The following is a 26445-nucleotide window of genomic DNA, read 5'->3' as shown; positions in this document are numbered from 1 at the left end:
TTCGACGGCTTTGTCATGACAAGAATGACAGCGCTGAGTCGCCCCTGTCACCGAGAGGACGCCGATGTCCTTCACCGCCGTACACCGCCGTGCCTGGCTGTCCGAGCAGGACTGCGACCTCGAGGCGTTCCGCGTGCTCGTCGAGCGGACCGCCGACCCCGCCGACTACCCGTACGCCTCGGCCGTGGAGCGGAACGTCCTGCTGTACGACACCGAGCGCGTCCGCGGCGCCAAGGACCGCCGGGACGTGCAGGAGGAGCTGGTGCGGGCCCTCGCCGACGGCCCCGGGGTCGCGGTCTTCCGGGGCGCGTTCCCCGATCCCGCGGTCGTCGACCGCTTCACCGAGGTCTTCGACTCGCTGATCCGCGAGCAGTACGCGGCGGGCACGACCGCGGGCGACCACTTCGCGAAGCCCGGCGCCAACGAGCGGGTGTGGAACGCGCTGGAGAAGGCCGCCCTCTACGACCCGGCGGCGTTCGCCGACTACTACGCCAACCCCGTGCTCGCCCTGGTGTCCGAGGCCTGGCTCGGCCCCGGCTACCAGGTAACCTCGCAGGTCAACGTGGTCAATCCGGGCGGTCTCGCGCAGACCGCACACCGGGACTACCACCTCGGATTCCTCTCCGACGAGGCCGCCGCGGCCTACCCTGCGCACGTCCACCGCCTCTCCCCCGTGCTCACGCTCCAGGGTGCCGTCGCGCACTGCGACATGCCCGTGGAGTCGGGGCCGACGCTGTACCTGCCGTACTCGCAGCTGTTCGAGCCCGGGTACCTGGCGTGGCGGCGGCCGGAGTTCCAGGCGTACTTCAAGGAGCACCACGTCCAGCTGCCGCTCGCGAAGGGCGACGCGGTGTTCTTCAACCCGGCGCTGTTCCACGCGGCCGGGACCAACCGCACCACCGACGTGCGGCGCATGGCCAACCTGCTCCAGGTGTCCTCGGCCTTCGGGCGCGCCATGGAGACCGTGGACCGGGAGGCGGTGTCGAACGCCGTCTACCCGGCGCTGCTGCGCCGCAAGACGGACGGCGCGGACGCGGAGTGGCTGGACAACGTGATCGCCGCGAGCGCCGAGGGCTACCCCTTCCCCACCAATCTCGACAGCGACCCGCCGGTCGACGGACTCGCCCCGCCCTCGCAGGCCGACCTCGTACGGCGGGCGCTCGCCGAGGGATGGAACGCCCGGGTGCTCAGGGACGAACTCCGGGCGGGCGCCGACCGGCGCACGAGCTGAAAGGTACGGGCACATTCATGGGACTTCTCGACGACAAGGTCGTCCTCGTCAACGGCGGCAGCCAGGGCGTCGGTGCCGCGATCGCACGGGCCGCCGTGCGCGAGGGGGCGGTCGTGGCGGTCAGCGGGCGCCGGCCGGAGCCCGGTGAGGCGCTGGTCGCCGAGCTGGAGGCGGCCGGCGGCAAGGCGCTGTTCGTCCGCGCCGACCTCGCCGACGCCGAGCAGGCCAGGTCCTCCGTCACCCGGGTCGTCGAGGCGTACGGCCGGGTCGACTGCCTGGTGAACTCCGCGGGGCTCACCTCCCGGGGCACCCTGCTCGACACCACGCCCGAACTGTTCGACCAGCACATCGCGATCAACCTGAAGGCGCCGTTCTTCGCGATGCAGGCGGCGGTCGCGGACATGGTCGGCCGGGGGGCGCCCGGCACGGTCGTCAACATCATCACGTCCTCGGCGCACGGCGGGCAGCCCTTCCTCGCGCCCTACGTGGCCGCGAAGGCCGGCCTGATCGGTCTGACCCGCAACGCCGCGCACGCCCACCGCTGGGACCGGGTCCGGATCAACGGCCTGAACATCGGCTGGACGGCGACCGAGGGCGAGGACGCCACCCAGAAGGCCTTCCACGGCGCCGGCGACGACTGGCGCGAGGAGGCCGCGGCCAGGCTCCCGATGGGCAAGCTCGGCCAGCCCGACGAGATCGCGGACTTCGTGGTCCTGCTGCTGTCCGACCGGTCGGGCGTGGTCACCGGATCGGTGATCGACTGGGACCAGAACGTCCTGGGCGGCCTCGACTGACCCCCTCCCCGACTGCTTCACACCGCTCACCGAAACACCCTCAAGGAGCTGCACCCCCATGCGCATCGGAATCCTCGGCCTCGGCCGCATCGGCGCCTTCCACGCCGAGACCCTCTCCGGACTCGACGTGGTCGACTCCCTCGTGCTCACCGACCCCTTCGCCGAGGCCGCCAAGTCCGCCGCTGACCGGTTCGGCGGCGAGGTCGTGGACTCGCCCGAGGCCCTGCTGGCCGCCGGCGTGGACGGCATCGTGGTCGCCGCCGCCACGGACGCCCACCCCGGACTGATCCTGGCCGGTGTCGAGGCCGGCATCCCCGTCTTCTGCGAGAAGCCCGTCGCCAAGCACATGAGCGAGGGCGTCGAGGTCCTCAAGGCCGTCCAGGGCAGTGACGTACCGATCCAGATCGGCTACAACCGTCGCTTCGACACCGGTTTCGTGAACGCGCGGGCCGCCGTCCGGTCGGGTGAGCTGGGCAAGCTGCACACCGTGCGCTCGACCACCCTTGACCCGGCCCCGCCGCCGGCCGCGTACGTCGCCGCCTCCGGGGGCATCTTCCGGGACTGCTCGGTGCACGACTTCGACATCATCCGCTGGGTGACCGGCCGCGAGGTCGTCGAGGTGTACGCCGTGGGCGGCAACCGCGGCGCCGACTACATCAAGGAGGCGGGCGACGCCGACACCACCGGCGCGATCCTCACCCTCGACGACGGCACGATCGCGGTGGTCTCCAACTCCCGCCACAACGCCCGGGGTTACGACGTCCGCATGGAGATCCACGGCTTCACCGACTCCATCGCCGTGGGCCTGGAGGACAAGCTGCCGCTGCGCTCGGTCGAGCCCGGGGTGACCTTCCCCGCGGGCACCCCGCACGACTTCTTCATGGACCGCTTCACCGCGGCCTACCGCGCCGAACTGACCGCGTTCACCGAGGTCGTGGCCGGCACCCGGCCCTCGCCGTGCACCGTCGCGGACGCGCTGGAGGCGGGCTGGATCGCCGAGGCGTGCACGCTGTCCCTGCACGAGCACCGCCCGGTGACGATCGCCGAGGTCCGCTCCGCCTGAGTCCCCCGGGTCCCGGGCGCCCGCGCCCGGGACCCGGCGGGTGAACGCTCCGCCCGCGACGCCCGTTTACGGTCACGTGATCTCTCCGTACGACGATGAGAGCCTCCCACGTCCGACCGACCCAGGAGTCACGAGCATGCAGGAGTTACCGGACCGTACGGGCCCCCGAACCGTGGCCGTCGTGGGCGCGGGACCGAGCGGCCTGGCCGTCGCCCGCGAACTGGAGCGTGCCGGGCACCGGGTGACCGTGCTGGAGGAGCAGGACACGGTGGCCGGGAAGTGCCAGAGCGTGCACGTGGACGGGCACGCCTTCGACCTCGGCGGCCACATCTGCACCAACAGGTACGCACGGGTGGCCGAGTTGCTGGGCGAACTGGACGTGGAGACGGAGCGCACGAGCCGCTACCGCGTCCTCGACGCCCGGGGACGTGCCGTGCGGCAGCCGATGGCGTTCCTGCGCGACGGCTCCCTCCAGCGCTACCGTGCCCTGCGCGAGCGGGAGTTCCCCCGCATAGCCGAACCCGGGCTCGCCCACTCCGCGCGAGCCCTCGCCGCCCCCGTCGGCCGGTGGATCGCCGACCACGGCCTGTACTCCATGGCCGAGTCCTTCGGCACCGGCTACACGGCCGCCGGCTACGGCCACCTCGACGACGACGTTCCCGCGCTGTACTTCGTGAAGTACGCGGAGATGACCGGCCTGCTGGACCCGGGCCCCGAACTCCTCGGGCACCCCGGTGACTTCACCGTCGTGGGCGGGTTCGCCACGCTGTGGCGGCGGGTCGCGCAGGAGCTGAAGGACGTGCGGTGCGGGGTGCGGGTGACATCGGTGGAGCGCCGCCCGGACGGGGTGCGGCTGCACACCGACTCGGGCCCGGTCGCGGCGGACGAGGTGGTGCTGGCGGTCGCGCTCGACCGGATCCTGCCGGTCCTGGACGCCACCGACGAGGAGCGCGACCTCGCCGCACGGATCCGCAGCAACGCCTACCACACCACCCTGGCCGCCGCGTCCGGCCTCCCCTCGGACGCGTTCTACTTCCTCGCCGCCCACACCACGAGCCGCGAGACGGCCGGCCACTGCGTCTCGTACCACCACCGCTACCCGGGCAGCGAGGTGCGGACCTTCTACTCCTACGGCCGCCCCGGTGAGGTCACCGCACTGCTCAGCGAGGACGTGGCGGCCCTCGGCGGGCGGCTGGAGGAGGTGCATCTGCGGCGCGAGTGGGCGTTCATGCCGCACTTCGGCGGCGCCGACCTCAGGGACGGGGCACTGGACCGGCTCGACGCGCTGCAAGGGCAGGACCGCACCTACTTCGTCGGCGGGCTGCCCGCCTTCGAACTCGTCGAGTGCACGGTGGCCCACGCCCAGGACCTCGCGCGCCGCCACTTCCCGCCCGCACAGGGCACACTGACCCGGCGGGACGACGGCCCCGCCACGATCGAGGAGGAACGGCAGACATGAGCGAACCGCTGCGCATCGGAGTGCTGGGAGCCGCGCGGATCAGCGAGTCCTCGCTGATCGGGCCGGCCCGGGCGACCGGCCACCGGGTCGTCGCGGTGGCCGCGCGCGACCGGGCCCGCGCCGAGGCCTACGCGGCCGGGCACGGTGTGGAGCGGGTGGCGGGGTCGTACGCCGAGCTGATCGCCGACCCCGAGGTCGAGGTCGTCTACAACCCGCTCGCCAACGGGCTGCACGGGCCGTGGAACCTCGCGGCGCTCGCGGCCGGCAAGCATGTGCTGAGCGAGAAGCCGTCGGCGAGCAACGCCGAGGAGGCGGCGGAGGTGCGGGAGGCCGTCGCGAAGGCCGGGACAGTGTTCATGGAGGCCTTCCACTATCTGTTCCACCCGGTCACCCGGCGCCTGCACGAGGTCCTCGCGAGCGGGGAGATCGGCGAGCTGCGGCACGTCGAGGCCATGGTCGCGATCCAGGCTCCGGCGGACTCCGACCCGCGCTGGTCGCTGCCGCTGGCCGGCGGCGCGGTGATGGACCTCGGCTGCTACAGCCTGCACGCGCTGCGCATGCTGGCCCCCTGGGCGGGCGGCGCGCCCCGGCTGGTGTCCGCGCGGGGCGGTGAGCGGGCGGGCGCCCCCGGCGTCGACGAGTGGCTGGACGCCGACCTGGCCTTCCCGGGCGGTGCGACCGGCTCCGCGCGCTGCCACATGGCGTACGACCGGCTGGAGATGAGCTGCCGGATCATCGGTTCGCACGGGGAGGTCCTCGCGCCGAACTTCGTGCTGCCGCACACGGACGACCGGGTCGTGGTGCGCACGGCGGCCGGCGAGCGCACCGAGCGGCTCGGCACCCGGTCGTCGTACACCTACCAGCTGGAGGCGTTCGCGGACCGGGTGCGCGGAGGTGCCCCGCTGCCGCTGGACGCGGACGACGCCGTGTCGACGATGACGCTGATCGACGAGGCCTACCGGGCGGCGGGCTTCGAGCCGCGGCCGCGCACGTCCTAGGTCCCGCGCAGCTCGGCCGCCTCGCGCCGGGTGATGGACTCCTTGTCGGTCCGGCCCAGTTCGCCGAGTACGTCGGCGAGGCAGTCCAGGGCCGAGGTCAACTCGCCCGCGCCGTGCGGCTTGCGGGCCTCGGCCACCGCCGCCGCGGCACAGGCGCCGGCCTCGGCCGGGTCGCCGGTGGCGGTGTGGCAGCGGGCGAGGTCGATCAGGAGCCGTACCCGCAGGGGCAGCACGATCTCGGGGACGGTCCACGCGAGGGGGCCCCGCAGTGCCTCCCGGGCCTCGGGGCCCACGCCCAGCGCGTCCTCGTACCGTCCCGATGCCCGGAGCACGCCGACCAGTTCGGCGAGCACCTGCGGCCGCACCAGCTCGACGTGCGCCAACTCGCGCAGCGACATGGCGGCCAGCCGCGCCGCGCACTCCTCGTAGACGGCCACGGACTCCTCGGTGCGGCCGGTCGCGGCCAGGAGCCACCCGTACGTCCGCAGCGCGCCGGGCAGGCTGCCGAGCGCCCGGTCCCTGCGGTCGGGGGCGGGCAGGCGGCGGTAGGCCGCCACGCTCGACCGGGCCGCCGGGACGGCTTCCGCGGTCCGCCCCAGGCCCGCGAGGGCCTGCGCCCGCACGTCCCCGGCGAAGGCGGCCGGCGCCGGTGACACCTCGCCCGGTACGTCGGCCGCGGCCGCGCACGCCTCCTCGTACCGGCCGGACAGCAGCAGCGCATGGGCGCGCAGCGCCAGGGCCCGGCCGAGCCCTTCCGTGTCGCCCGTGCCGCGGTAGACCGCGGCCGCCTCGTCGGCCCAGGCCAGCCGACGCTCCGGCGACGGCGACCGCAGTCCCGCCCAGGAGGGGGTGACGCAGTACGACAGCGCCGCCCCGAGCAGCGGTCCGCCCCTTTCCGGCGCCAGTCGGGCCGCCGCGCGCGGCAACGGCAGGAATATCCGTACGAGTCCCATGACCACCCCCTCGCCGCCCCGCCGAGGACAGCCGCGCCATGGTGGCACAAGGGGTCGCGCCGTTTCCGCGATTCACCGGGTACGTAGCGAGCACGGGGGAATCTCGTCGAACTCCCCCCGCACGGCACGGAGTCAGCCGTACAGCGCGGGCCGTTCCACGAGTTCCACCGGCACCCGGCCGCCCTCGTCCAGCGACCGTACTCCGGCCTCGCACACCGCGGCCGCCGCGTAGCCGTCCCACACGCTGGGGCCGGTGACCTGGCCGCGGCGGGTGGCGTCGACCCAGGCCTGCACCTCGCGGTCGTAGGCGTCGGCGAAGCGTTCGACGAAGTCCTGGGCGATGGTGCCGCCCCAGCGTCCCGCCATGTTGGTGACCATGGCGTGCCCGTCACCGATGCGGGCGGTACCGCGTTCGCAGACCGCCTCGGCCTGGACCTGGTAGCCGAAGCCGCAGTTGACGAAGATCTCCACGTCGGAGAGGGCGCCGCCGTCGGTCTCGAAGACGACGAACTGGGGGTCCTGGAGGTCGTCCGGGGCGTTCGCCGACGGGGTGGGCCGCCACACCGTGACCGCGGTGATCTCGTGCCCGAGCAGCCAGCGCGTCACGTCGGTCTCGTGGGCCACCGAGTCGCTGATCAGCATGGAGCTGGTGAAGAAGGGCGGGCTCGCGGCGTTGCGGTGCCGGTTGTGCAGCATCAGCGGCCGCCCCAACTGGCCCGTCTCCAGCAGCGACTTGAGTTTCATGTACTCGGCGTCGTAGCGCCGCATGAACCCCACCTGGGCACGCCGGTGCCCCAGTCGCTGCTCGGCCTCCACGACCCGTATCGCGGAGGCCGCGTCGGGGGTGAGCGGTTTCTCGCACAGCACCGGCAGGTCGTGCTCGAAGGCCTGGAGCAGTGCCGCCTCGTGGGCGGGGCCCGGTGAGGCGATCAGGACGGCGTCGACGTCGGCCGCCGCCATCGCGGAGGCCGGGTCGGTGTAGGCGGTGCAGCCCTCGATGCGGGCGGCGATCTGCTTGGCGCGTTCCGCGTCCAGGTCCACGACGGCGCTCACCCGGGCCCCGCTGACGACCTCGTGGATTCGGCGGACGTGGTCGGCGCCCATCTTGCCGGTGCCGATGACGGCGACACCCAGCGTGGCTCGCTCGGTCATGGTCCTCCCTTCAGGCGCCGCAGGACCTCAGGAACTTCCGGGTGCGCACCGCGATCGGCAGCGGCTTGTCCGGCTCGCACGGGTACATGTCCTGCTCGACGATGGCGAACAGCTCCACGCCGAGTTTCTGCGCGGCCACCAGCACCGGCTCCAACTCCGGTGCACCGGAGGGAGGTTCGCACATCACCCCGCGCTGGACGGCCGGGCCGAACGGCACCCCGTCGCGCACGACGTCCGCGAGGATCTCCGGGTCGACCTGCTTGAGGTGCAGATAGCCGATGCGCTCGCCGTACGTCTCGATGAGCTTGACGCTGTCGCCGCCGCAGTAGGCGTAATGGCCCGTGTCCAGGCAGAGGTTGACGAGTTCGGAGTCCGTCGAGTCCAGGAAGTGCTCGACGTGGTCCTCGGTGTCGAGGTGGGTGTCGGCGTGCGGGTGGACCACGAGGTCGAGCCCGTACGCCTCCTTCACCTCGTGGCCGAGCCGCTCCATGCCCTTGGTGAGGTGGGCCCACTGCTCGTGGGTGAGCTCCGGCGGCTCCAGGATCTCGGCCGTCCTGTCGTCACGCCAGAAGGAGGGGATGACGACCAGGTGCCGCGCGCCCATCGCCTGGGTGAGCGCGGCGACCTGGCTGACGTGCTCCCAGGTCGGCTCCCACACCGAGGGCCCGCGGTGCAGTCCGGTGAAGACCGTGCCCGCCGAGACCTTGAGGTCGCGCCTGGCGATCTCGTCGGTCAGGCGGGCCGGGTCGGTCGGGAGATAGCCGTACGGCCCCAGCTCGATCCAGGAGTAGCCCGCCTCGGCGACCTCGTCGAGGAAGCGTTCCCACGGCACCTGGGCCGGGTCGTCGGGGAACCAGACGCCCCAGGAGTCCGGGGCCGAACCGACGCGGATGCGGTCGAGCGGGGCCGCCATCTCAGGACTTTCCCTCGCCGCCGGAGGCGACGGGCGCGGTGAGGTCCTGCTCCTCGGGGAGCGCTTCGGTGTCGACGCCGCGGACCTGGGACAACTCGTGCTTGAGCGCGGCGAGTTCGGCGCCGCCGGCCATGTGGTTGGTGAGTTCGTCCAGGGTGATCCGGTCGCGGGCCGCGGACAGCTCCATGGCGCCCAGGCGCAGCACGCTGAAGTGGTCGCCGACCATGTAGGCGTGGTGCGGGTTGTGGGTGATGAAGATGACCCCGAGTCCCCGGTCGCGGGCGGCGGCCACGTACTTGAGCACCACACCGGACTGCTTGACACCCAGCGCCGCGGTGGGCTCGTCCAGGATCAGCACGCGGGCGCCGAAGTAGACGGCGCGGGCGATGGCCACGCACTGGCGCTGGCCGCCGGAGAGGGTGCCGATGGGCTGTTCGAGATCGTCCAGGACGATGCCCATCTCGCGCAGTTCGTGGTCGGCGGTCTGCTTCATCCTCTCGATGTCCAGGCGGCGCAGCGGCCAGCGGCCCTTGGTCATCTCGGAGCCGAGGAAGAAGTTGCGCCACACCGGCATCAGGGGGACCACGGCCAGGTCCTGGTAGACCGTCGCGATGCCCTTGTCCAGCGCCTCGCGCGGGGTGGTGAAGCGTACGGGCTGCCCGTCGACGAGGAACTCGCCCTCGGTGTGCTGGTGCAGACCCGAGATGATCTTGATGAGGGTGGACTTGCCGGCGCCGTTGTCGCCGAGCACGCAGGTGACCTGGCTCGGGCGGACCTGGAGGCTCACCCCGTGCAGGGCGCGGATGTTGCCGTAGGACTTGCCCGCGTTGCGCAGTTCGACGATCACCCCGTCCGTGCCGGCGGTCTCGGGGGTGTCGGCGAGGATCGCGCCGTGGGTGCCGGTCTCTTCAGTGGTCATAGCGCAGTTACCTCCGGGTCGCGGTGCGGCTGACCCACAGATTGATCATGACGGCGCCCAGCAGCATCACGCCGAGGAAGGCCTTGAACCAGTCCGGGTTCCAGTTGGCGTAGACGATGCCCTGCTGGACCATGCCGAACATGAACGCCCCGAACACCGGGCCGATCGCGCTGCCCGCGCCGCCGGTCAGCAGACAGCCGCCGATCACCGCGGCCGAGATGTAGATGAGCTCCTGGCCCACGCCCTCGCCGGACTGCACGGTGTTGAAGGAGAACAGGTTGTGCATGCCGACGAACCAGGCCGCGAAGCCCACCAGCATGAACAGGCTGATCTTCGTGAAGTTGACCGGGACACCCACGGCCCGGGCGGAGTCCTTGTTGCCGCCCACCGCGAAGATCCAGTTGCCGTACTTGGTGCGCAGCAGCACCCAGGTCGCCAGCGCGGCGAAGACCAGCCAGTACACGATTGTGATCTTGATCTGGACGCCGGCCACTTCGAAGGAGTTCGCGAAGACCTTCTTGGCCTGGTCGAAGCCGTCCATGTTGGAGATGTCGTCGGTGGCGACGTTCCCGGTGACCAGCTTGGTCACCGCCAGGTTCACACCCTGGAGGATCAGGAAGGTGCCCAGGGTGATCAGGAAGCTGGGCAGACCGGTCTTGACGACCAGCCAGCCGTTGAGGAACCCGATCGCCAGCGACACCAGCAGGGCGACGAAGATGCCCGCCCACACGTTCAGCGTGAGCTGGAAGGCGAACATGCTCGCGGTCAGCGCCGAGGTGATCACCGCGACACCCGCCGACAGGTCGAACTCCCCGCCGATCATCAGCAGGGCGACCGGCAGCGCCATGATCCCGATCGTGGACGACTGGTAGAGGATGTTCGCCATCGCACTGCCCTCGCGCACCGGCGGAGCAGCGATCAGGAAGAACACCCACACCGCCACCGCGCCCAGGAACACACCCACGTCGGGGCGCGCCAACAGCCTGAGGGCAAGCGGTCGTTCCGAGGTCCGGCCGTCCTTGACCTTGCTGGGGCCGGGGGCCGGCGGTGTGGTCACCGCCGGCTCGGCGTGCTGGGTCATCCCCATCACCTGGTGCCCTTCGCGGCGTACTGGGCCACGGTCTCGACGTTGGACTTGTCGACGAAGGCCGGACCGGTGAGCACCGGCTGCTCGCCGCCGCCCATGTAGTTGCCGTTGTTCTTGTACAGCCACAGCGAGTCGATCGCCAGGTAGCCCTGGAGGTAGGGCTGCTGGTCGACGGCGAACTGGATGGTGCCCTTGCTGATGGCGCCCGTCAGGTCCTTGTTGAGGTCGAACGTGGCCACCTTGGCCTTGCTGCCCGCGTCGGTCACCGACTGGGTCGCGGTCAACGCGAAGGGCGCACCGAGGGCGACGACGTAGTCGATGGACTTGTCCTGGGACAGCTTGGCGGTGATCGTCGACTTCACGGACGGCATGTCGGTGCCGTTGACGTTGAGCGTCTGGAGCTTGCCGGTGAAGGTCTTCTTCACACCGTCGCAGCGCTGGGTGAGGCCGATGTTGCCCTGCTCCTGGATGACACAGACGGCACTCTTGGCGCCCTCCTCGTTCAGCCGCTTGCCGAGCGCCTCGCCGGCGACGGTCTCGTCCTGGCCGAAGAACTCCATCAGACCGAGCTTCTGCCACTCGCTGACGCCGGAGTTCAGGCCGACGACGGGTATCCCGGCCTTCTTCGCCTTGGCCACGACGTCCTTGAGGGCGTCCGGCTTGGCGAGGGTGATCGCGATGCCGTCGACCTTCTGGTCGATCGCGTTCTGGACCAGGTTGGCCTGGTTGGCCGCGCTCGGGTCGGCTGAGTAGACCAGCTTGACGTTGTCCTTGGCGGCGGCGGCCTGGGCGCCCTTGCGGACGATGTCCCAGAAGGTGTCACCGGGCGACTGGTGGGTGACCAGCGCGATGGTCATCCGGGGCGTGGTGGCCTTGCCCGCGGAGGCGCCGTCCGCGCTCTCCTCGGACTTCTTGCCGCCCGAGCTGCTGGAGCAGCCGGCGAGCGTCAGGGCCGCGGCCGCAGCCAGGGCCACGGCGGGAGCGAATCTCCGCGAACGGGAGAGAGAAGAGCGGTCCATCTTTCCTTGCACCTCACTGTGCGACGGGGAGAACGTCGGGAAAGGGGGCGGGATCTGTGAAAACGCGCCAACTTGCGTTGGGACGGGATCCAACTCCCCTGGCGCGGCCGCTGTCAATACTTTGTTAAGACATCATTTCACGCTCAGGTCCGAATGTAAGTACAAACTATTGACAGCGTCGCCCTTCAAGTCCTACACCTGGGAGGCAACGGCCCGGAGGGCCCCGCGTCCCCAGCCCGGATCGAGGAGCGTCGCGCATGGTCGAGCCAGTGCAGCAGTTCGACGTGATCAGTATGGGCCGTATCGGAATTGATCTCCACCCGCTGCGGTCGGGGGCACCGCCGGCCCGGACCCGCTCCTTCACGGGGTCCGTCAGTGGTGATGCCGCCCACGTCGCGGTCGCCGCCCGTGTCGGAGCCGGCTCCTTCGGCGCCCGTCTCCACCAGACCCTCACGGAACCCGGCGTCTTCGCCGGGCACCGTCGGCGTCCGGCGTGACCGTCCGCACCGCCGACGGCTTCCCCCAGGGGCCACCCGCCCGACCGGCCCCGCCGCGGCGCCGTCCGACCTCCCCGCACCCGCCCCACACCGCACCGGAGCAGCCCTGATGAGCACCACCACCCGTCTGACCGTCGCCCAGGCCCTGGTGCGGTTCCTGTCCGTCCAGTACACGGAGCGCGACGGCGTACGGCACCGGCTGATCGCCGGGACCTGGGGCATCTTCGGCCACGGCAACGTGGCGGGGATCGGGCAGGCCCTCCTGGAGGCGGGCGAGGACGCCATGCCCTTCCACCAGGGCCGCAACGAGCAGGCGATGGTCCACGCGGCCGTCGGCCACGCCCGCCAGCTCAACCGCCTGTCGGCCCAGGCGGTCACCACGTCGATCGGCCCGGGCGCCACGAACCTGGTCACCGGCGCGGCCCTGGCGACGATCAACCGTCTGCCGGTCCTGCTCCTGCCCGGCGACTACTTCGCCACCCGCGCCGCCGACCCGCTCCTCCAGCAGCTGGAGCACCCCACCGAGGCGGACGTGTCGGTGAACGACACCCTGCGCCCGGTCTCCCGGTACTTCGACCGCATCCACCGCCCCGAGGCCCTCGTCCCCTCCGCCCTCCAGGCCATGCGCGTCCTGTCGGACCCGGCCGAGACCGGCGCGGTCACCCTCGCCCTCCCCCAGGACGTGCAGGCGCAGGCGCACGACTGGCCCGAGGAGTTCTTCGCCGAGCGGGTGTGGCGGGTACGGCGGCCCGCGCCGGACCCGGTGGAGCTGGCGGAGGCGGCCGAAGCGATCCGGTCCGCCCGCCGCCCCCTGATCGTGGCGGGTGGCGGAGTCCACCACAGCGAGGCCGAACAGGCGCTGAAGGCACTGGTGGACGCCACCGGCATCCCGGTCGCCGCCACCCAGGCGGGCAAGGGCTCGCTGCGCCACGACCACCCCGCCGACGTGGGCGGCATCGGCCACACCGGCACGGCGGTCGCCGACGACCTGGCGCGCACCGCGGACCTCGTCATCGGCGTGGGCACCCGCTACTCCGACTTCACCACGGCCTCCGGCACCCTCTTCCAGGACCCGGACGTCCGCTTCCTCAACCTCAACATCACCGCCTTCGACGCCCACAAGCTGGCCGCACGGACCGTCGTGTGCGATGCGCGGGCGGGGCTGGAGGCGCTCGCCTCCGCGCTGGCGGGCCACCGCGTCGAGACGGCCTACGAGGCCGGGTACGGCGTCGGCAAGGAGCGCTGGGACCAGGTGGTGGACCGGGCCTACAGCGCCGCCGACGAGAGCGCCGTACCGACCCAGACCCAGCTGCTCGGCGCGCTGGACGCGGTCGTGGGCGACGAGGACGTGGTGATCAACGCGGCCGGCTCGCTCCCCGGCGACCTGCACAAGCTGTGGCGGGCCCGCAGCCCGCGCCAGTACCACCTGGAGTACGGCTACTCCTGCATGGGCTACGAGATCCCGGCGGCGATCGGCGTCCAGCAGGCCACCCCGGACACCCCGGTGTGGGCGCTGGTCGGCGACGGCACATACCTGATGATGCCGACGGAGCTGGTCACCGCGGTCCAGGAGGGCCTGCCGATCAACGTGGTCCTCATCCAGAACCACGGCTACGCCTCGATCGGCGGTCTGTCCGAGTCGGTGGGCGGCGAGCGGTTCGGCACGGCGTACCGCTACCGGGCCGCCGACGGCACCTTCAGCGGGGCCCCGCTCCCGGTCGACCTGGCCGCCAACGCGGCGAGCCTCGGCATGGACGTGCTGCGCGCCAAGACGGTCCGGGAGCTGCGCGAGGCCCTGGCCGCGGCCCGCGCCTCGGACCGCCCCACCTGCGTCTACGTCGAGACGGACACCGCGAACCCGGCCGCTCCCCCGGCGGAGGCCTGGTGGGACGTGCCGGTGGCCCAGACGGCGTCCCGCACGGCCGCCGTGCAGGCGCGGACGGAGTACGACCGCCAGGCGTCCGCACGCCGCACCCACCTGTGACGGCCCCGCTCCCCGAGGGAGGCAATGGAATGGCGAAGCCCCGCGGCACGTCACGTGCCGCGACCACCCCCGCGCTCGACTGCCTGGACTTCGCCCTGGACCGGGGCAGTCCGGTGCCGCTGTACTACCAGCTCGCCCGGCAGCTGGAGGCGGCGATCGAACACGGCGTGCTCGCCCCGGGAAACCACCTGGGCAACGAGATCGACCTCTCCGTCCGCCTCGGCCTGTCCCGCCCGACCGTCCGCCAGGCCATCCAGACCCTGGTGGACAAGGGCCTGCTGGTCCGCCGCCGCGGGGTGGGCACGCAGGTGGTGCACAGCCAGGTCAAGCGCCCCCTGGAGCTCAGCAGCCTCTACGACGACCTGGAGGCGGCCGGTCAGGGCCCGGCGACGCGGGTCGTGCGCAACGAGACCGTGCCGGCGCCGGCCGACGTGGCGGCCGCGCTGTCCCTCCCGGAGGGCGGCCCGGTCACGGTGCTGGAGCGGCTGCGCCTGACCCACGGACAGCCGGTGGCCCTCCTCAGCAACCACCTGCCCCCCGACCTGCTCGACCTCGACAGCACCCGTCTGGAGTCCACCGGCCTCTACCGCATGCTGCGCACCGCCGGCATCACCCTGCACAGCGCCCGCCAGACCATCGGCGCCCGCTCCGCCACCGCCGAGGAGGCCGCCCGCCTCGACGAACGGGCGGGCGCGGCGGTCCTGACCATGCAACGCACGGCCTACGACGACACCGGCCGCCCGGTCGAGTACGGCAGCCACATCTACCGCGCGTCACGGTACGCGTTCGACTTCCAGCTGCTGGTCAGGGCCTGAACCGGCCGCCCCACTGGCGCCCGGCCGCGGACGGCACGCCACACCACTTGACTTCGGCGGGCGCACAGAGAGAAGGTCGTGGGTATACGCCGTAAACATACGACGTTCGCACACGCGGGAGCGTCCTGGAATGGCACGCAGTGAGCCACTGCCGTCGACCGTCCTCGTCACCGGCGGGGCCGGTTTCCTCGGTGGGCACACCTGTGTGGAACTCCTCGACCACGGCTACGAGGTGATCGTGGTCGACAACTACTCCAACAGCACGCCCCAGGCGCTGACGCGGGTGGAGCGGATCGCCGGCCGCTTCGTCGGCGCCGTCTACGAGCTGGACATCCGTGACCAGCGCGCCCTGTCGGCCGTCTTCGACCGGCATGCCCTGGACGCCGTCGTGCACTGCGCCGGTGTGCGGGCCGTGGGCGCGTCGACCCGGATGCCCGTCGAGTACTACGACACCAACGTCGGCGGCACGATGTCCCTGCTGCGGACCATGCACGAACACGGGGTGCACCGGCTCGTCTACTCGTCGTCCTGCGCGGTCTACGGCGACGCCGGACGGGGCCCGCTCGACGAGGCCACCCCGGCCCGGCCGACCACCCCCTACGCGGCCTCCAAGTGGGCCTGCGAACAGATCCTCGCCGACGTGTGCCGACGGCGCCCCGAGTACACCGTGCTGTCCCTGCGGTACTCCAGCCCGGCGGGCGCCCATCCCAGCGGACTGCTCGGCCCCGAGCCCCTCGGCGACCCCCACGACCTGATGCCGTACCTGGCCCAGGTGGCCGCCGGCCGGCGCGAACGGCTCCGGGTGTTCGGTGGCGACTACCCCACGCCCGACGGGACCGCGATCCGGGACTACCTCCACGTCATGGACACGGTCGAGGCGCACCGCGTCGCGCTCGACCACCTCGCCGACTCACCCGGCATGCACGTGTACAACCTGGGCGTCGGCAGGGGCAGTTCGGTACTGGAGGTCGTCGCCGCGTTCGCCGAGGCATGCGGCCGGACCATCCCGTACGAGATCGGGCCCCGCCGTCCGGGCGATGTGGCCGCACTGGTCGCCGACGCGAGCGCGGTGGCGCGCGACTGGGGCTGGCATGCCACGCACGACCTCGCCGACATGTGCCAGGACGTCTGGCGCTTCGAGCACCTCAACCTGCACGGCCGTGGTGGCGCGATGCAGGGCCCGGACTCGAAGGGCTGAGGGCGAACGCCGTCTCGACCAGGGCGATGTGACTGGACGCCTGCGGTGCGTTGCCCAGTTGACGGCCGGTGTCCGGGGCCCACTGTTCGGCCAGCAGGCCGACGTCGTTGCGGGTGGCGAGCACGCGCTCGAAGACCTCCCGGGCCTGTTCCGCACGCCCGGTCCCGGCGAGGGCGTCGGCGTACCAGAGGGAGCACGCCACGAAGGCTCCTTCCGATCCCCTCACGCCGTCCACCGCGTGGACGCCGTCGCCGCTCGCCGCGTACCGCCGTACGAAGCCGCCGTGGTCCAGGCCCCGCATGGCGCGGACCGTGCCGCGCACGCGCTCGTCCCGAGCCGGCAGGAAGCCGAGGCGCGGCATCAACAGCGCGGAGGCGTCGAGAGCCGTGGAGCCGTAGGACTGCACGAACGACTGCTGGTGCGCGTCCCAGCCCTCCCGGCACACCTGACGGTGCACCTCGTCCCGCATGGCACGCCATTGGCCGGAAGAGCCGTTGCGGCCGAGCAACTCCCCCATCCGCACCGCCCGGTCGGCAGCCACCCAGGCCATGACCTTCGAGTGGACGAACTGCCGTCCCCGCCCGCGCACCTGCCACAGCCCGTGGTCCGGCTCCCGCCAGTGCCGCTGCAGATAGCCCATCATCGCTTCCACCAGGCTCCACACATGGGCCGGCATGGGGATCCCGGCCCGCAGCGACAGGCAGAGGGCGTCCAGGACCTCACCGTAGACGTCCAACTGGAACTGGCCCGCCGCGGAGTTGCCGAACCGGACCGGCCGCGACCCCTCGTAGCCGAGCAGCCAGGGCGCCTCGGTCTCCGGCAACAGCCGCTGCCCGCCCACGCCGTACACGGTCTGCAGGTCGGTGGGATCGCCCGCGATCGCCCGCACCAGCCAGTCCACCCAGGCCGCCGCCTCGTCGCGGTAACCGCTGCGCAGCAGACAGGACAGGGTCAGGGTGGAGTCGCGCAGCCAGCAGTAGCGGTGGTCCCAGTTGCGTTCGCCGCCGATGCATCCGGGCAATGACGTCGTGGGGGCGGCGACGACGCCACCCGTGGGTGCGTAGGTGAGCGCCTTCAGGGTGATCAGGGAGCGTACGACGGCGTCCTGCCAGGGTCCCTCGTAGCGGCACCGGGCGCTCCAGCGCCGCCAGAAGTCACCGGTCTCCTTCAGCAGGGTCTCGGCCGGAACGCTCAGCGGCGCAGGCGTCTGCGGCACATGGGAGGGCGACCAGGCCAGCGTCAGCGCCAGCCGCCGTCCCGCCGGGACCGTGAAGTCGTACAGAGTGGAGTCCTCGCGGTCGAGCGCCGACACCGGGCCGTCGGCGTCCAGCCAGACGGCGTCCGGGCCGGCGACCGCCACCGCACACCGGTCGACGGCCCGGATCCAGGGCACCACCCGGCCCTGATGGAAGCGCAGTCGCAGCTCGCTGCGCATGGGTACGGCGCCCGAGAGCCCTTCGATCACCCGCACGACGCAGGGAAGTTGGGCCCGGGGCGGCATGAAGTCGATGACCCGCACGGTCCCGGTCGGGGTCTCCCACCGCGTGTCCAGAACCAGCGTGTCCGGCCGGTAGGCCCGCTGTGCGCATGCGACGGGGGCGACGGGGGCGACCCGCCAGAACCCGTTGTCAAGCGTGCCGAGCAGCGCGGCCAGACAGGCCGGCGAGTCGAAACGGGGCAGGCACAGCCAGTCGACGGAGCCGTCCCTGCCGACCATGGCGGCCGTTTCCAGGTCACTGATGAGGGCGTAGTCCTCAATGGGAGCACTCATGATCGCCCCACGGGCGTTAAGCCGTATATTTACGTCGTATACGAATATCGTCACACGAGGGGACGCGCGAGTCAACGCCGGGCTCGACCGCTTCCGTACCGGCAGGCCGTCCACCCCTTGACCCCCCGTTCACGCGGTGCCAATATGGACATATACGCTGTAAACATACATCATCAGGATACATCCATCCACTCTCCAGGCCGGGTGAGCACCGATGCCTCAACTTCCTGTCCCGCAGAGCGCCCAGCGGGTCCCTGATGTCGGCAACGGCCACAAGTCCGCACAGATCGACCACGCCGCGGCACCCGTCGCTGTCGTCGGCCTCGGGTACGTCGGCCTGCCCACCAGCCTGGCCCTGCTCGCAGCAGGCAACGAGGTCATCGGCATCGACCTCAGCGAGAACCGGCTGGAGGCCATCCGCCGCCAAGAGGTGGATCTGCTGCCCGCCGACCACCAGCGCCTCGCCGCGTACGTGGACGACCCGCGGTTCACCATCACGTCGGACCACGCCGCGATCGCCCGGGCCCGTACCGTCGTGATCTGCGTGCCCACCCCGATCGACCGCCACCTCGTACCCGACCTTGACGCACTCTCCGCGGCCTGCGCCTCGGTGGTCGAGCACGCCGTGCCCGGTCAGCTGCTGATCCTCACCTCCACCACCTACGTGGGCGCCACCCGGGATCTGCTGGCGCAGCCGCTGACCGAGCGAGGGTTCCAGGTCGGCAGCGACGTGTTCGTGGCGTTCTCGCCCGAGCGCATCGACCCAGGCCGTGCCGAACACCCGCACAACCGCACCACCCGCGTGGTCGGCGGCATGGGCGAGCTGAGCACCAGCCTGGCCGCGGCCGTGCTGCACCGGACCGCCCCCGCCGTGCACGTGCTCCCCTCGACCGAGGAAGCCGAGATGACCAAGCTGTGGGAGAACACGTTCCGGGCCGTCAACCTCGCACTGGCCAACGAGTTCGCCGAGGACTGCCGGGCTCTCGGCCTGCAGCCACAGCCGATCATCGAGGCGGCGGCGACCAAGCCCTACGGCTTCGTGGCGCACTACCCCGGGCCGGGCGTGGGCGGCCACTGCATCCCCTGCGATCCGCACTACCTGCTCTGGCAGTTGCGGGCGCTGCGCGTCACCTCCCCGCTCGTCGAAACAGCCATGTCCGCGATCGCGGCCCGGCCGCGACAGGTGGTGCGGCGCGTGCACGACGTCCTCGCCGATCGGGGCACCAGCACCGCGGGCGCCCGGATCCTGATCGTGGGCGTCACCTACAAGTCGGGCGTCGCGGACCTGCGCGAGTCGCCTGCCCTGGAGATCCTGGCGGAGCTGGCCGACGAAGGCGCCAAGGTGCACTTCACGGATCCGCTGATCACCACGCTCAAGCTCGGCCCCGACCTCTTCGCCGGTGTCACCGAGCCGGAGGCGGAGCAGTGGGACCTGGTCGTGGTGCACACCGTGCAGCCCGGCACCGAACTGGAATGGCTCGCCGATCAGCCGGCCGTGCTGGACGCCACCTACAGTCTCGGACCGCTCAAGGCCAAGGCGGTCCTGTGAACGCCGCGTACGCCGACCGCAGACCTCCCGGCGCGGGCGCGGTGTCGGCCTCGCAGGGGCTGAAGGTGCAGCCCACCGGGCCGCGACCGGAGCGGTCCGGACCGGATCAGGGCATACCCACCCGGCCGAAGCCGGCGCCGCCGCCCCTGCCACCACTTCGCTCGGCACGGCCGCACCGCCCCGGACCGGTGCGACGCTGCCTGGACCGGATGGACCCGGACACCCGCTTCGACGCACGGCGCGTACTGACCCTGATCTGTCTGCTGCCGCTGCTGGTGCTCCTGGCCCGCGGGGCGCCGGCGCTGCTGCAGGACCCCCTGTTGCTGAGCTACGGCTTCATGGTCCTGCTCGGCACGATCATCATGTTCTACCTCGCCTACACCCGCTACGACGACCCGTCCGAACGCCCCCTGCGGAAACGGCCGAAGGATCTCGACAGCTTTCCCGCGCTGCCCACGACGCCGAAGGTGAGCTTCCTGCTCGCGGTCAAGGACGAGGTGGAGTGCATCGAGGACTGCGTGCGTTCCATGGCCACGAGCGACTACCCGAACCTCGAGGTCGTCGTGGTCGACGACCTGTCCGAGGACGGCACCCAGGACGTGCTGCGCCGGCTGGAGACGGAGCTCGACATCAGGGTCATCTGCCTGGACAAGAACCTCGGCAAGAAGGGCGCCCTGGTCCGCGCCTGCGAGGAGGCCGACGGCGACATCATCGCCATGACCGACTCCGACTGCTTCCTCGCCCCGGACGCACTCACCCGCTGCGTACGCGCGCTCGTCACGCACCGCGAACTGGGCGCGGTGAGCGGCCACGCCCGTGCGCTCAACGCGGACTTCAGCTTCTGGACGAAGGCCCAGGACGTCTGGTTCGAGGGCCAGTTCCGGGTGGTGAAGGCGACGGAGGCCACCTTCGGCACCGTCACCTGCGTCTCCGGCCCGTTGGCGGTGTTCCGGCGCGACGCCATCTTCAACTACCTGCCCGCCTGGGCCAACGACCATTTCATGGGCGCCCCCTTCCGCTTCTCCACCGACCGCCAGCTCACCGGGTACGTCCTCGGGCAGGTGTGGAGGGGCCAGTCGCTCAAGGCCCAGTACGCGGATTCGCCGTTCGTCACGGAGCGGGACTACCCGGAGCGCAGATGGCGGGTCGGCTACGTCTATTCGGCCAAGGTGTGGACCAATGCACCGCCCCGCTTCCGGCCCCTGATGAAGCAGCAGATCCGCTGGAAGAAGAGCTTCATCCGCAACCTGTGCTTCACCGGCACCTTCATGTGGCGCATGGGCCCTGGGCCGGCGACCCTCTACTACGGCCACGTCCTGTGGGTGACCGCCGCACCGCTGATGGCCTTCCGGCACATGATCTGGGCGCCGATGCACGGGGCGGCCCTCCTCACCGTGCTCTATCTGTGCGGAATCATCTTCAAGGGCTGCGCCTACGGCATCGCCTTCCTGATCGACAACCCCGGCGACAGCCGCTGGATCTACCGGCCGGCGATGGGCCTGCTCTCCACGTTGCTCCTGGCCTGGATGCTGCCGTACTCCTTCGCCACCATCCGGCGAGGGGTCTGGTCGAGGAGTGCTACGTGATGGACACCCGTCGCAAGGTCGACCTACGCAAGGCCGGACACCTGGTCGGCCTCCTGCTGTCCCTCGCCGTGATCGGCCTCTTGAGAATCGACGGTGCTCACCCGGGGAGGCCTTCCCGCACGGGCTCGCCATCAGGACCGGCCACCCGGGCGACCACCGCCGGATCGCCCCGTCGTCCTCCGGCGAGGGAGCCGGTCGAGGAGTGCCACCCGGTGATCAACCCGTACAAGGTCCACCTCCGCAGGGCGGGACGCCTGCTCGGCCTCCTGCTGTCCCTCGCCGTGGTCGGGCTCCTGTACTCGATGGTGCTCACCCGAGGAGGCATCCTCCCGTGACCGCGACCGGGCCCACGCCGGAGCCGAACCCCCTGCTCGATGCCCTCCGCGGTCGGGCAGGGCGAAGCGTCCGCCTTCTCGGCCACTGGTTGGTTCGCGCCGGGCTGATCCTGCTCGCCCTGTCCGTCCTCATGCTGCCGTTCTACGTGGCCTCGCAGTACTACCTGGAGCAGAAGTACGTGAGCAAGCAGGCCAGCCCGCCGGTCACCCACATCGACGCCACCGCGGCCGCGACGGCGTCACGGCTGTCCCTGGAGCTGCCGGCGGCCACGGCACCGGTCGTGCTGACCTACCACGACGTCAACAGCGGCAACCCCAGCAAGTACGTGGTCACGCCCGCCGCGTTCGACGCCCAGATGGCCGCGCTGAAGAAGGCGGGGTACCGCAGCCTGACCAGCCAGGAGTTCGTCAACTACCTCAAGGGCGGCCCCGCTCCGCCCAGGTCGGTCTTCATCACCTTCGACGACGGCCCACGGGGGCTGTGGAGCAATGCGGACCGCATCCTGGCCCGGCATCACCTGCACGGCTCCGTCTTCCTGATCACTTCCCGGGTGGACGACCGCCCCTATTACCTCTCCTGGCGGGAGATCGGGCGGATGGCAGGCTCCGGCCGGTGGGACTTCCAGGCGCACACCCACAACCTGCACCACCGCGCCCCCACGGACGCCGCAGGCCACCGCGGCTCCGCCCTCTCCAACCGGCTGTGGCTGAACGACCGGCACCGGCTGGAGACCCGGTCGGAGTACCAGGCACGGGTGTCCGCGGACATCAGGACGAACATCGACAAGTTCAGGAGCCACGGCCTGCCGACGCCCCAGCTCTTCGCCTACCCCTTCAGCGAGGCCTCCGAGCGCGGAAACCTGCCTACCGGGTCCACTCTGCGGAGCCTGCTGTCCAAGCACTACGCGGCCACGCTGTCCAACAAGTCGCCCGATCCGCTGGGGCCGCCGGTCGCCGCAAGCCGCCGTGCCGCGGCGGACCGGACGGTCCAGCGGCTCGAGGTGACCGACTCGACCACCCCCGACGAGCTGCTCTCCGACGTCGCCGAGTGGACCCAGAGGCCGCCCGTCGCCTCCTCCCCGCTGACCGAACCCGCGCTGTGGACGCGCGACGACGGCACCGGTGGGCGCGGCATCGACGTCTTCACCGGGCGCAGGCCCTTCGCGGGCACGGACCACTACGCCGCCGCCGCCTATCGCCCTCTCGGGAGCGTGGACTGGACCGACTACCGGGTGGACGCCACCATCACCGGGCTCGCGAACGGGACCAACCAGGCCGCCGTCTCGGTACGCAACCGCACCAGGAACCTGGTGGTGATCAGCGTCAGCCAAGACACGGCCACACTCGAACACGGCGGACGGAAGGTGGTCGTCCGCAAGCTGGCGCAGAAGAGTTCGCACACCCTGAGCGTCAGTGTGCGCGGCGCCACCACCACGGCCCGGGTGGACGGCACCACCGAGCTCAGCTGGGTCGCCGAGAACGTCCCCGCCACCGAACTCACCGGGGGCTTCGGCATCCGGGTCGGCAGCAACCGTACGGGCGCCGCACCCCCGGCCTTCAGCGAGCTGCGTCTTTCCCCCCTGCCGCAGAAGACCCCCACGGCCGCCGTCACCCGGCAGACCGTGACCGAATCGGCGCCGCTCGCCCCCAACGCCTACTGGCAGAGCGCCCCCGGGGTGCGTGCGCCGTTCCAGATCAAGGACGGTGCGATCACGCCCCTGGGCCGTGTCGCCCTGTCGTCCCTGGGGGCGTACGAGCCCGCCCGTACGCAGGAATGGACCGACTACACGACGAGCGGCACCATCTCCAAGCTGTACGATTCTGGGGTGAAAGGTGCAATTCAGGTCAGGGTGGGCAGTCCGCAGGTGATCAGCGTGCAGGTCTCCCACAGCCGCCTGGAGGTGCTCTCCGGGAACGCCGACAGTCAGAGCCTGGTCGGAGCACGCGACCTGAAGGCGGCCGACTCCCACCAGGTGTCGGTCACGGTGACCGGCCGGTCCACGGTGATCAGGGTGGACGGCACGGTTCGGATGACGCTGCCCGCCGAGGGAGAGGCCGGAGGCGTGGCCTACGCCGCATACCGGGACGCCACCCGGCTCTCCTGGCCGCCCCTCGCCGGCCTCAAGGTCGTACCCGTGGCGGGCGGATGAGCGACGAGCCACGCAGCGCCCTCCGGACCGAGGGCCGGAGGGCCTCCCGGCGAACACTCGTCTTCGTCCTGCTGCTGGCCACCGCCGCGTTCATCGGGACCGGCACGGCCCTGGTCATGAGGATGACCGGGGAGACACCACGCAAGCCCGCAGTCGACGCAGAGCCGGGCTTCGCCCCGTTCGAGCCGCGTTTCGCCAAGGGGGGCCTGGTCACCAATGAGTTCGCCTACCTCCACCCGCGCAATCGGCAGGCGAGGGCGTCCCGCGACTGGATCGCCACCAGCGGTTCCCTCTTCGCCAAGGACGGCGCGGGCTGGACGGGCGTGCCCGACGTCGGCGACACCGGCGCCGACTCCGCCCGTCACACCGACTCGGCCGTCTTCCGTCTGGTCTCGCGTCGGCGCGACTTCGGTCCGGTCACGGTGAGTGTGCGGAGTCGACTGGAACCGCCCGTCACCACGCCGAAGACCCCCGCCCGGGACTGGGACGGCGGCCACATCTGGTTGCGGTACCACAGCCCCGACGAGCTGTACGCGATCAGCTTCCGCCGCCGCGACGGCGCGGTGGTGATCAAGCGCAAGATTCCGGGCTGGGGCCCGGAGGACGAGGACACCGGAGGCTACGCCACCCTGGCCGAGGGCAGACACGCCATCTCCTACGACACCTGGCACCGGGTGTCGGCAAGCGCCGTCAACCTGGACTCGGGATCAGTCCGGCTCCGACTCGACATCGACGGCAAGACCGTTCTCACGGCCGAGGACCGCACCCCGGGGCCGCTGCGCCGACCGGGCGGAGTAGGGCTCAGGGCGGACAACACCGAGTTGCTCTTCGCGGGCTTCCACGCCATGCAGGCGCCCGCACCGACGTCGGGATGACCTGACACCCTGCCGTCACGTGCCCTGCCGTCACGTGCCGACGATGAACCGGTCGAGCAGGGCGTTCAGGCCTGCGGCCAGTGGCTCGGGCCCTCCGCGCTCGGCGAGACCGGGCGCGATGGCCCGCAGCCGCGGGAGTTCCTGCGCGGGCATGAGATGCAGGCCGAGCCGGAACGCGGGCTCAGGCTCCTCGGGGTTGTCCACCATGGCCCGCAGCTCGACCAGGAAATAGCCGAGGAGCCAGGCGGTGACCGCATGCAGGACCAGCGCGGCGGTGCGTTCGTCCATGCCGGCCCGGTCGAAGAGGGCCAGGAGGCGCTCGTGGAACCGCAGCACCGCCATCGGGCGCCGGGCCAGGGGCACAGCCAGCATGCGGGTGGCGAGCAGCGGCGCGACATGGGGGTGTGCCAGGGAGACGCGGCGGCTCTCCTGGGCGATGCGGTGCAGCTCGTCGCGCCATGGAACGGGCTCGCCGACTCCTTCACCCGGTGCCGGCTCGGAGGATGCCAGATTCTCCTCGAGTTCGAGGTACAGAGCCTCGACCAGGCCGTCCAGCAGTGCCTCCTTGCCCGCCGCGTAACGGTAGAGGGCCATGGCCTCCACCTCCAGCTCCGCGCCGAGCCTGCGCATGCTCAGCGCGGACAGTCCTTCACGGTCCACCACATCGAGACCGGCCGTCAGCACCCGCTCGCGGCTCAGCCGCCCGTAGCGTCCCCGGTCGCCGACGCGCCGTCCACCGCGGGCGTCTGTCCCATGGGTCATGCGTCGCCTCACTTGTTCCGTGCCGCGTTGCCCGCTGCCAGTGAGTCACTGATCCGGCGGGCGGTGAAGCCCGTGCCGCACACGAATCGCAGGAGCGGCCCGAAGGTGGGAGCTGCGGCCAGCCCCGCGAAGTACAGGCCGGGCACCGAGGCCTGGAAGTCGGCGGACAGTCGCGGCGCACCGGCCAACTGGGGCGGACCGACCGCGTTCTTGCGCACCGCCCGGCGCAGTTCCGGGCTCAGCAGGGCCACCCTGTCGATGTCCACCAGGTATCCGGTCCCCGCGATGACGTGGTCGGCGTACAGGGTCTCCACGTCTCCGCCAGCATCCGACACCTGTAGCCGCACACCGCCGTTCTCGCGCGCCGCCGAGCGGAGACTACGGCCGGGCAGCACCGGAACACGGCCCTGCACGCGTTCTCGGAGCCACCATGCGCCGGACGGCCCCAGGACCGTGCGCAGAAGGTGGGCACGGATGTGGGCCGGCATGTGACGGATGGCCGCGGGTCCGCGGCTGCAGACCACCAGCGGCCATCCCGTGCCCATCGCGGCCTCCGGCCACATCAGTCGAGCGTGGAGCGGACGGTCCTGCGCCCAGTCGGCCTCGGGAGGAGGGCCGAAGGACGGGCGGCTGCGGGCGACCACCGTGGGCCGTGCTCCGGCCTCGTTCAGCAGGGCCGAGGTCTCCAGGGCGGACTGGCCGCTGCCCACCACGACGACGCGTCGTCCCTCGAACACCGCCAGGTCGGTGTGATCCGCCGTGTGCGAGACGAGGCCGTCGTCCCTCAGCCCGGTCAACTCCCGTGGTACGTACGCGAAGGGATGGACGCCCGTGGCGACCACGACGGTGCGCGCGGCGAACTCCTCCCCGGAGTCCAGCGTGACCCGGAACCGGCCGTCGTGGGAGCGGTCGAGGCAGCACACCGCGGTCCGCTCCAGCTCGGGGACGCAGTTCTGCTGGAACCAGATCCCGTAGCGCACGAACTCGGACAGCGGCACCGGCTCCCGCTCGCGGCCCGGGTGGCGTCCCTCCTGGACCCGGAAATCTCCGAGCCCGTACCCCGGTGCGGGGGCGGAGATCGACGAGGAGAACGGGGACGACTTGAGGTGCATCTCGCGCGGCATGTGCGAGCGCCAGCCCTGCATCGGCTCCCCGAAGATCCGGTACGGCACGCGGCGGCCCCGGAGGTGGGCGGCGATCGAGAGTCCGTAGGGGCCTGCTCCGACCACGGCGACTTCGGTGTGTCCTGAAGGCTTCATGGCTTCCCGGTTTCTTGACTTTCGGCCCTTGTGCAGCGTATGTATGTATACATCGTAAACGTACAGGTTTGGGCAT

General features: G+C 71.4%; 23 protein-coding genes. 14 read left to right on the top strand and 9 right to left on the bottom strand.

What is annotated here, in order from left to right; all coding sequences use genetic code 11:
* The first annotated feature begins 64 nt into the window (after positions 1-64).
* The 5 genes from M2163_RS39795 to M2163_RS39775 all read left to right on the top strand — a co-directional run bounded on the left by M2163_RS39795 (position 65) and on the right by M2163_RS39775 (position 5545).
* A complete protein-coding gene (locus M2163_RS39795) occupies positions 65-1231 on the top strand; it encodes a phytanoyl-CoA dioxygenase family protein (protein WP_280848050.1) in 1167 nt (388 codons plus the stop codon).
* Positions 1232-1248: 17 nt separating this feature from the next.
* Complete coding sequence (locus tag M2163_RS39790; RefSeq protein WP_280848051.1) at positions 1249-2025, top strand: SDR family oxidoreductase; 777 nt, start codon at positions 1249-1251, stop codon at positions 2023-2025.
* Between the two features lie 58 nt (positions 2026-2083).
* On the top strand, positions 2084-3088 hold the full coding sequence (locus M2163_RS39785) for a Gfo/Idh/MocA family oxidoreductase (protein ID WP_280848052.1): 1005 nt from the start codon (positions 2084-2086) through the stop codon (positions 3086-3088).
* Positions 3089-3224: 136 nt separating this feature from the next.
* Positions 3225-4547, top strand: coding sequence for an FAD-dependent oxidoreductase (locus tag M2163_RS39780; RefSeq protein WP_280896429.1), 1323 nt, complete (start codon positions 3225-3227; stop codon positions 4545-4547).
* Positions 4544-5545, top strand: coding sequence for a Gfo/Idh/MocA family oxidoreductase (locus tag M2163_RS39775; protein WP_280896428.1), 1002 nt, complete (start codon positions 4544-4546; stop codon positions 5543-5545). The genes M2163_RS39780 and M2163_RS39775 overlap by 4 nt, the downstream gene beginning before the upstream one ends.
* Here M2163_RS39775 and M2163_RS39770 read toward each other — a convergent pair.
* From M2163_RS39770 to M2163_RS39745, 6 genes are all read right to left on the bottom strand, one after another.
* Positions 5542-6498, bottom strand: coding sequence for a tetratricopeptide repeat protein (locus tag M2163_RS39770; protein WP_280896427.1), 957 nt, complete (start codon positions 6496-6498; stop codon positions 5542-5544). The two genes, M2163_RS39775 and M2163_RS39770, sit on opposite strands and share 4 nt — an antisense overlap.
* A 132-nt stretch (positions 6499-6630) precedes the next feature.
* Positions 6631-7650, bottom strand: coding sequence for a Gfo/Idh/MocA family oxidoreductase (locus M2163_RS39765; RefSeq protein ID WP_280896426.1), 1020 nt, complete (start codon positions 7648-7650; stop codon positions 6631-6633).
* 10 nt (positions 7651-7660) lie between these two features.
* Positions 7661-8563, bottom strand: coding sequence for a sugar phosphate isomerase/epimerase (locus M2163_RS39760; RefSeq protein WP_280896425.1), 903 nt, complete (start codon positions 8561-8563; stop codon positions 7661-7663).
* A 1-nt stretch (position 8564) separates the two neighbouring features.
* The gene (locus tag M2163_RS39755; RefSeq protein WP_280896424.1) at positions 8565-9482 is read right to left on the bottom strand and encodes an ATP-binding cassette domain-containing protein; all 918 of its coding nucleotides are present in this window, start codon (positions 9480-9482) and stop codon (positions 8565-8567) included.
* Between the two features lie 7 nt (positions 9483-9489).
* Positions 9490-10569 carry an ABC transporter permease gene (locus M2163_RS39750; RefSeq protein WP_280896423.1) on the bottom strand — a complete coding sequence of 360 codons (1080 nt, stop codon included), beginning with the start codon at positions 10567-10569 and terminating at the stop codon, positions 9490-9492.
* Positions 10569-11588, bottom strand: coding sequence for a sugar ABC transporter substrate-binding protein (locus M2163_RS39745; protein ID WP_280848060.1), 1020 nt, complete (start codon positions 11586-11588; stop codon positions 10569-10571). The genes M2163_RS39750 and M2163_RS39745 overlap by 1 nt, the downstream gene beginning before the upstream one ends.
* A 257-nt stretch (positions 11589-11845) precedes the next feature.
* Here M2163_RS39745 and M2163_RS39740 point away from each other — a divergent pair, with 257 nt between their 5' ends.
* The 4 genes from M2163_RS39740 (at position 11846) to galE (ending at position 16082) form a co-directional block, all read left to right on the top strand.
* Entirely contained in the window at positions 11846-12085 is a 240-nt protein-coding gene (locus M2163_RS39740; protein WP_280896422.1) for a hypothetical protein, read from the top strand.
* 109 nt (positions 12086-12194) lie between these two features.
* Positions 12195-14069 (top strand): 3D-(3,5/4)-trihydroxycyclohexane-1,2-dione acylhydrolase (decyclizing), encoded by a 1875-nt coding sequence (gene iolD, locus M2163_RS39735; protein ID WP_280896421.1) that lies wholly within the window; start codon positions 12195-12197, stop codon positions 14067-14069.
* Between the two features lie 29 nt (positions 14070-14098).
* Positions 14099-14884 carry a GntR family transcriptional regulator gene (locus tag M2163_RS39730; RefSeq protein WP_280848063.1) on the top strand — a complete coding sequence of 262 codons (786 nt, stop codon included), beginning with the start codon at positions 14099-14101 and terminating at the stop codon, positions 14882-14884.
* A 130-nt stretch (positions 14885-15014) separates the two neighbouring features.
* A complete protein-coding gene (gene galE, locus M2163_RS39725) occupies positions 15015-16082 on the top strand; it encodes a UDP-glucose 4-epimerase GalE (RefSeq protein WP_280896420.1) in 1068 nt (355 codons plus the stop codon).
* Here the strand turns inward: galE and M2163_RS39720 are convergent.
* On the bottom strand, positions 16030-17853 hold the full coding sequence (locus M2163_RS39720; protein WP_280848065.1) for a glycoside hydrolase family 15 protein: 1824 nt from the start codon (positions 17851-17853) through the stop codon (positions 16030-16032). The two genes, galE and M2163_RS39720, sit on opposite strands and share 53 nt — an antisense overlap.
* A gap of 214 nt (positions 17854-18067) precedes the next feature.
* Here M2163_RS39720 and M2163_RS39715 point away from each other — a divergent pair, with 214 nt between their 5' ends.
* The 5 genes from M2163_RS39715 to M2163_RS39695 all read left to right on the top strand — a co-directional run bounded on the left by M2163_RS39715 (position 18068) and on the right by M2163_RS39695 (position 24348).
* Positions 18068-19402: a nucleotide sugar dehydrogenase gene (locus M2163_RS39715; RefSeq protein ID WP_280848066.1), complete on the top strand. Its 1335-nt coding sequence runs from the start codon at positions 18068-18070 to the stop codon at positions 19400-19402.
* A 209-nt stretch (positions 19403-19611) separates the two neighbouring features.
* The gene (locus M2163_RS39710; protein WP_348542162.1) at positions 19612-20988 is read left to right on the top strand and encodes a glycosyltransferase; all 1377 of its coding nucleotides are present in this window, start codon (positions 19612-19614) and stop codon (positions 20986-20988) included.
* Complete coding sequence (locus M2163_RS39705; RefSeq protein ID WP_280896419.1) at positions 20985-21323, top strand: hypothetical protein; 339 nt, start codon at positions 20985-20987, stop codon at positions 21321-21323. Before M2163_RS39710 ends, M2163_RS39705 begins: the two co-directional genes overlap by 4 nt.
* On the top strand, positions 21320-23473 hold the full coding sequence (locus M2163_RS39700; RefSeq protein ID WP_280896418.1) for a polysaccharide deacetylase family protein: 2154 nt from the start codon (positions 21320-21322) through the stop codon (positions 23471-23473). Before M2163_RS39705 ends, M2163_RS39700 begins: the two co-directional genes overlap by 4 nt.
* The gene (locus M2163_RS39695; protein WP_280896417.1) at positions 23470-24348 is read left to right on the top strand and encodes a hypothetical protein; all 879 of its coding nucleotides are present in this window, start codon (positions 23470-23472) and stop codon (positions 24346-24348) included. The genes M2163_RS39700 and M2163_RS39695 overlap by 4 nt, the downstream gene beginning before the upstream one ends.
* A 30-nt stretch (positions 24349-24378) precedes the next feature.
* Here M2163_RS39695 and M2163_RS39690 read toward each other — a convergent pair whose 3' ends face one another.
* Entirely contained in the window at positions 24379-25110 is a 732-nt protein-coding gene (locus M2163_RS39690) for a TetR/AcrR family transcriptional regulator C-terminal domain-containing protein (RefSeq protein ID WP_280848070.1), read from the bottom strand.
* An 8-nt stretch (positions 25111-25118) separates the two neighbouring features.
* Positions 25119-26369, bottom strand: a complete 1251-nt coding sequence (locus tag M2163_RS39685; RefSeq protein WP_280896416.1) for an FAD-dependent oxidoreductase — start codon at positions 26367-26369, stop codon at positions 25119-25121.
* Positions 26370-26445 lie beyond the last annotated feature (76 nt).

This window comes from Streptomyces sp. SAI-135, from assembly GCF_029893805.1.
Classification (GTDB): Bacteria; Actinomycetota; Actinomycetes; order Streptomycetales; family Streptomycetaceae; genus Streptomyces.
This window is presented reverse-complemented; position numbering and strand designations above follow the sequence as displayed.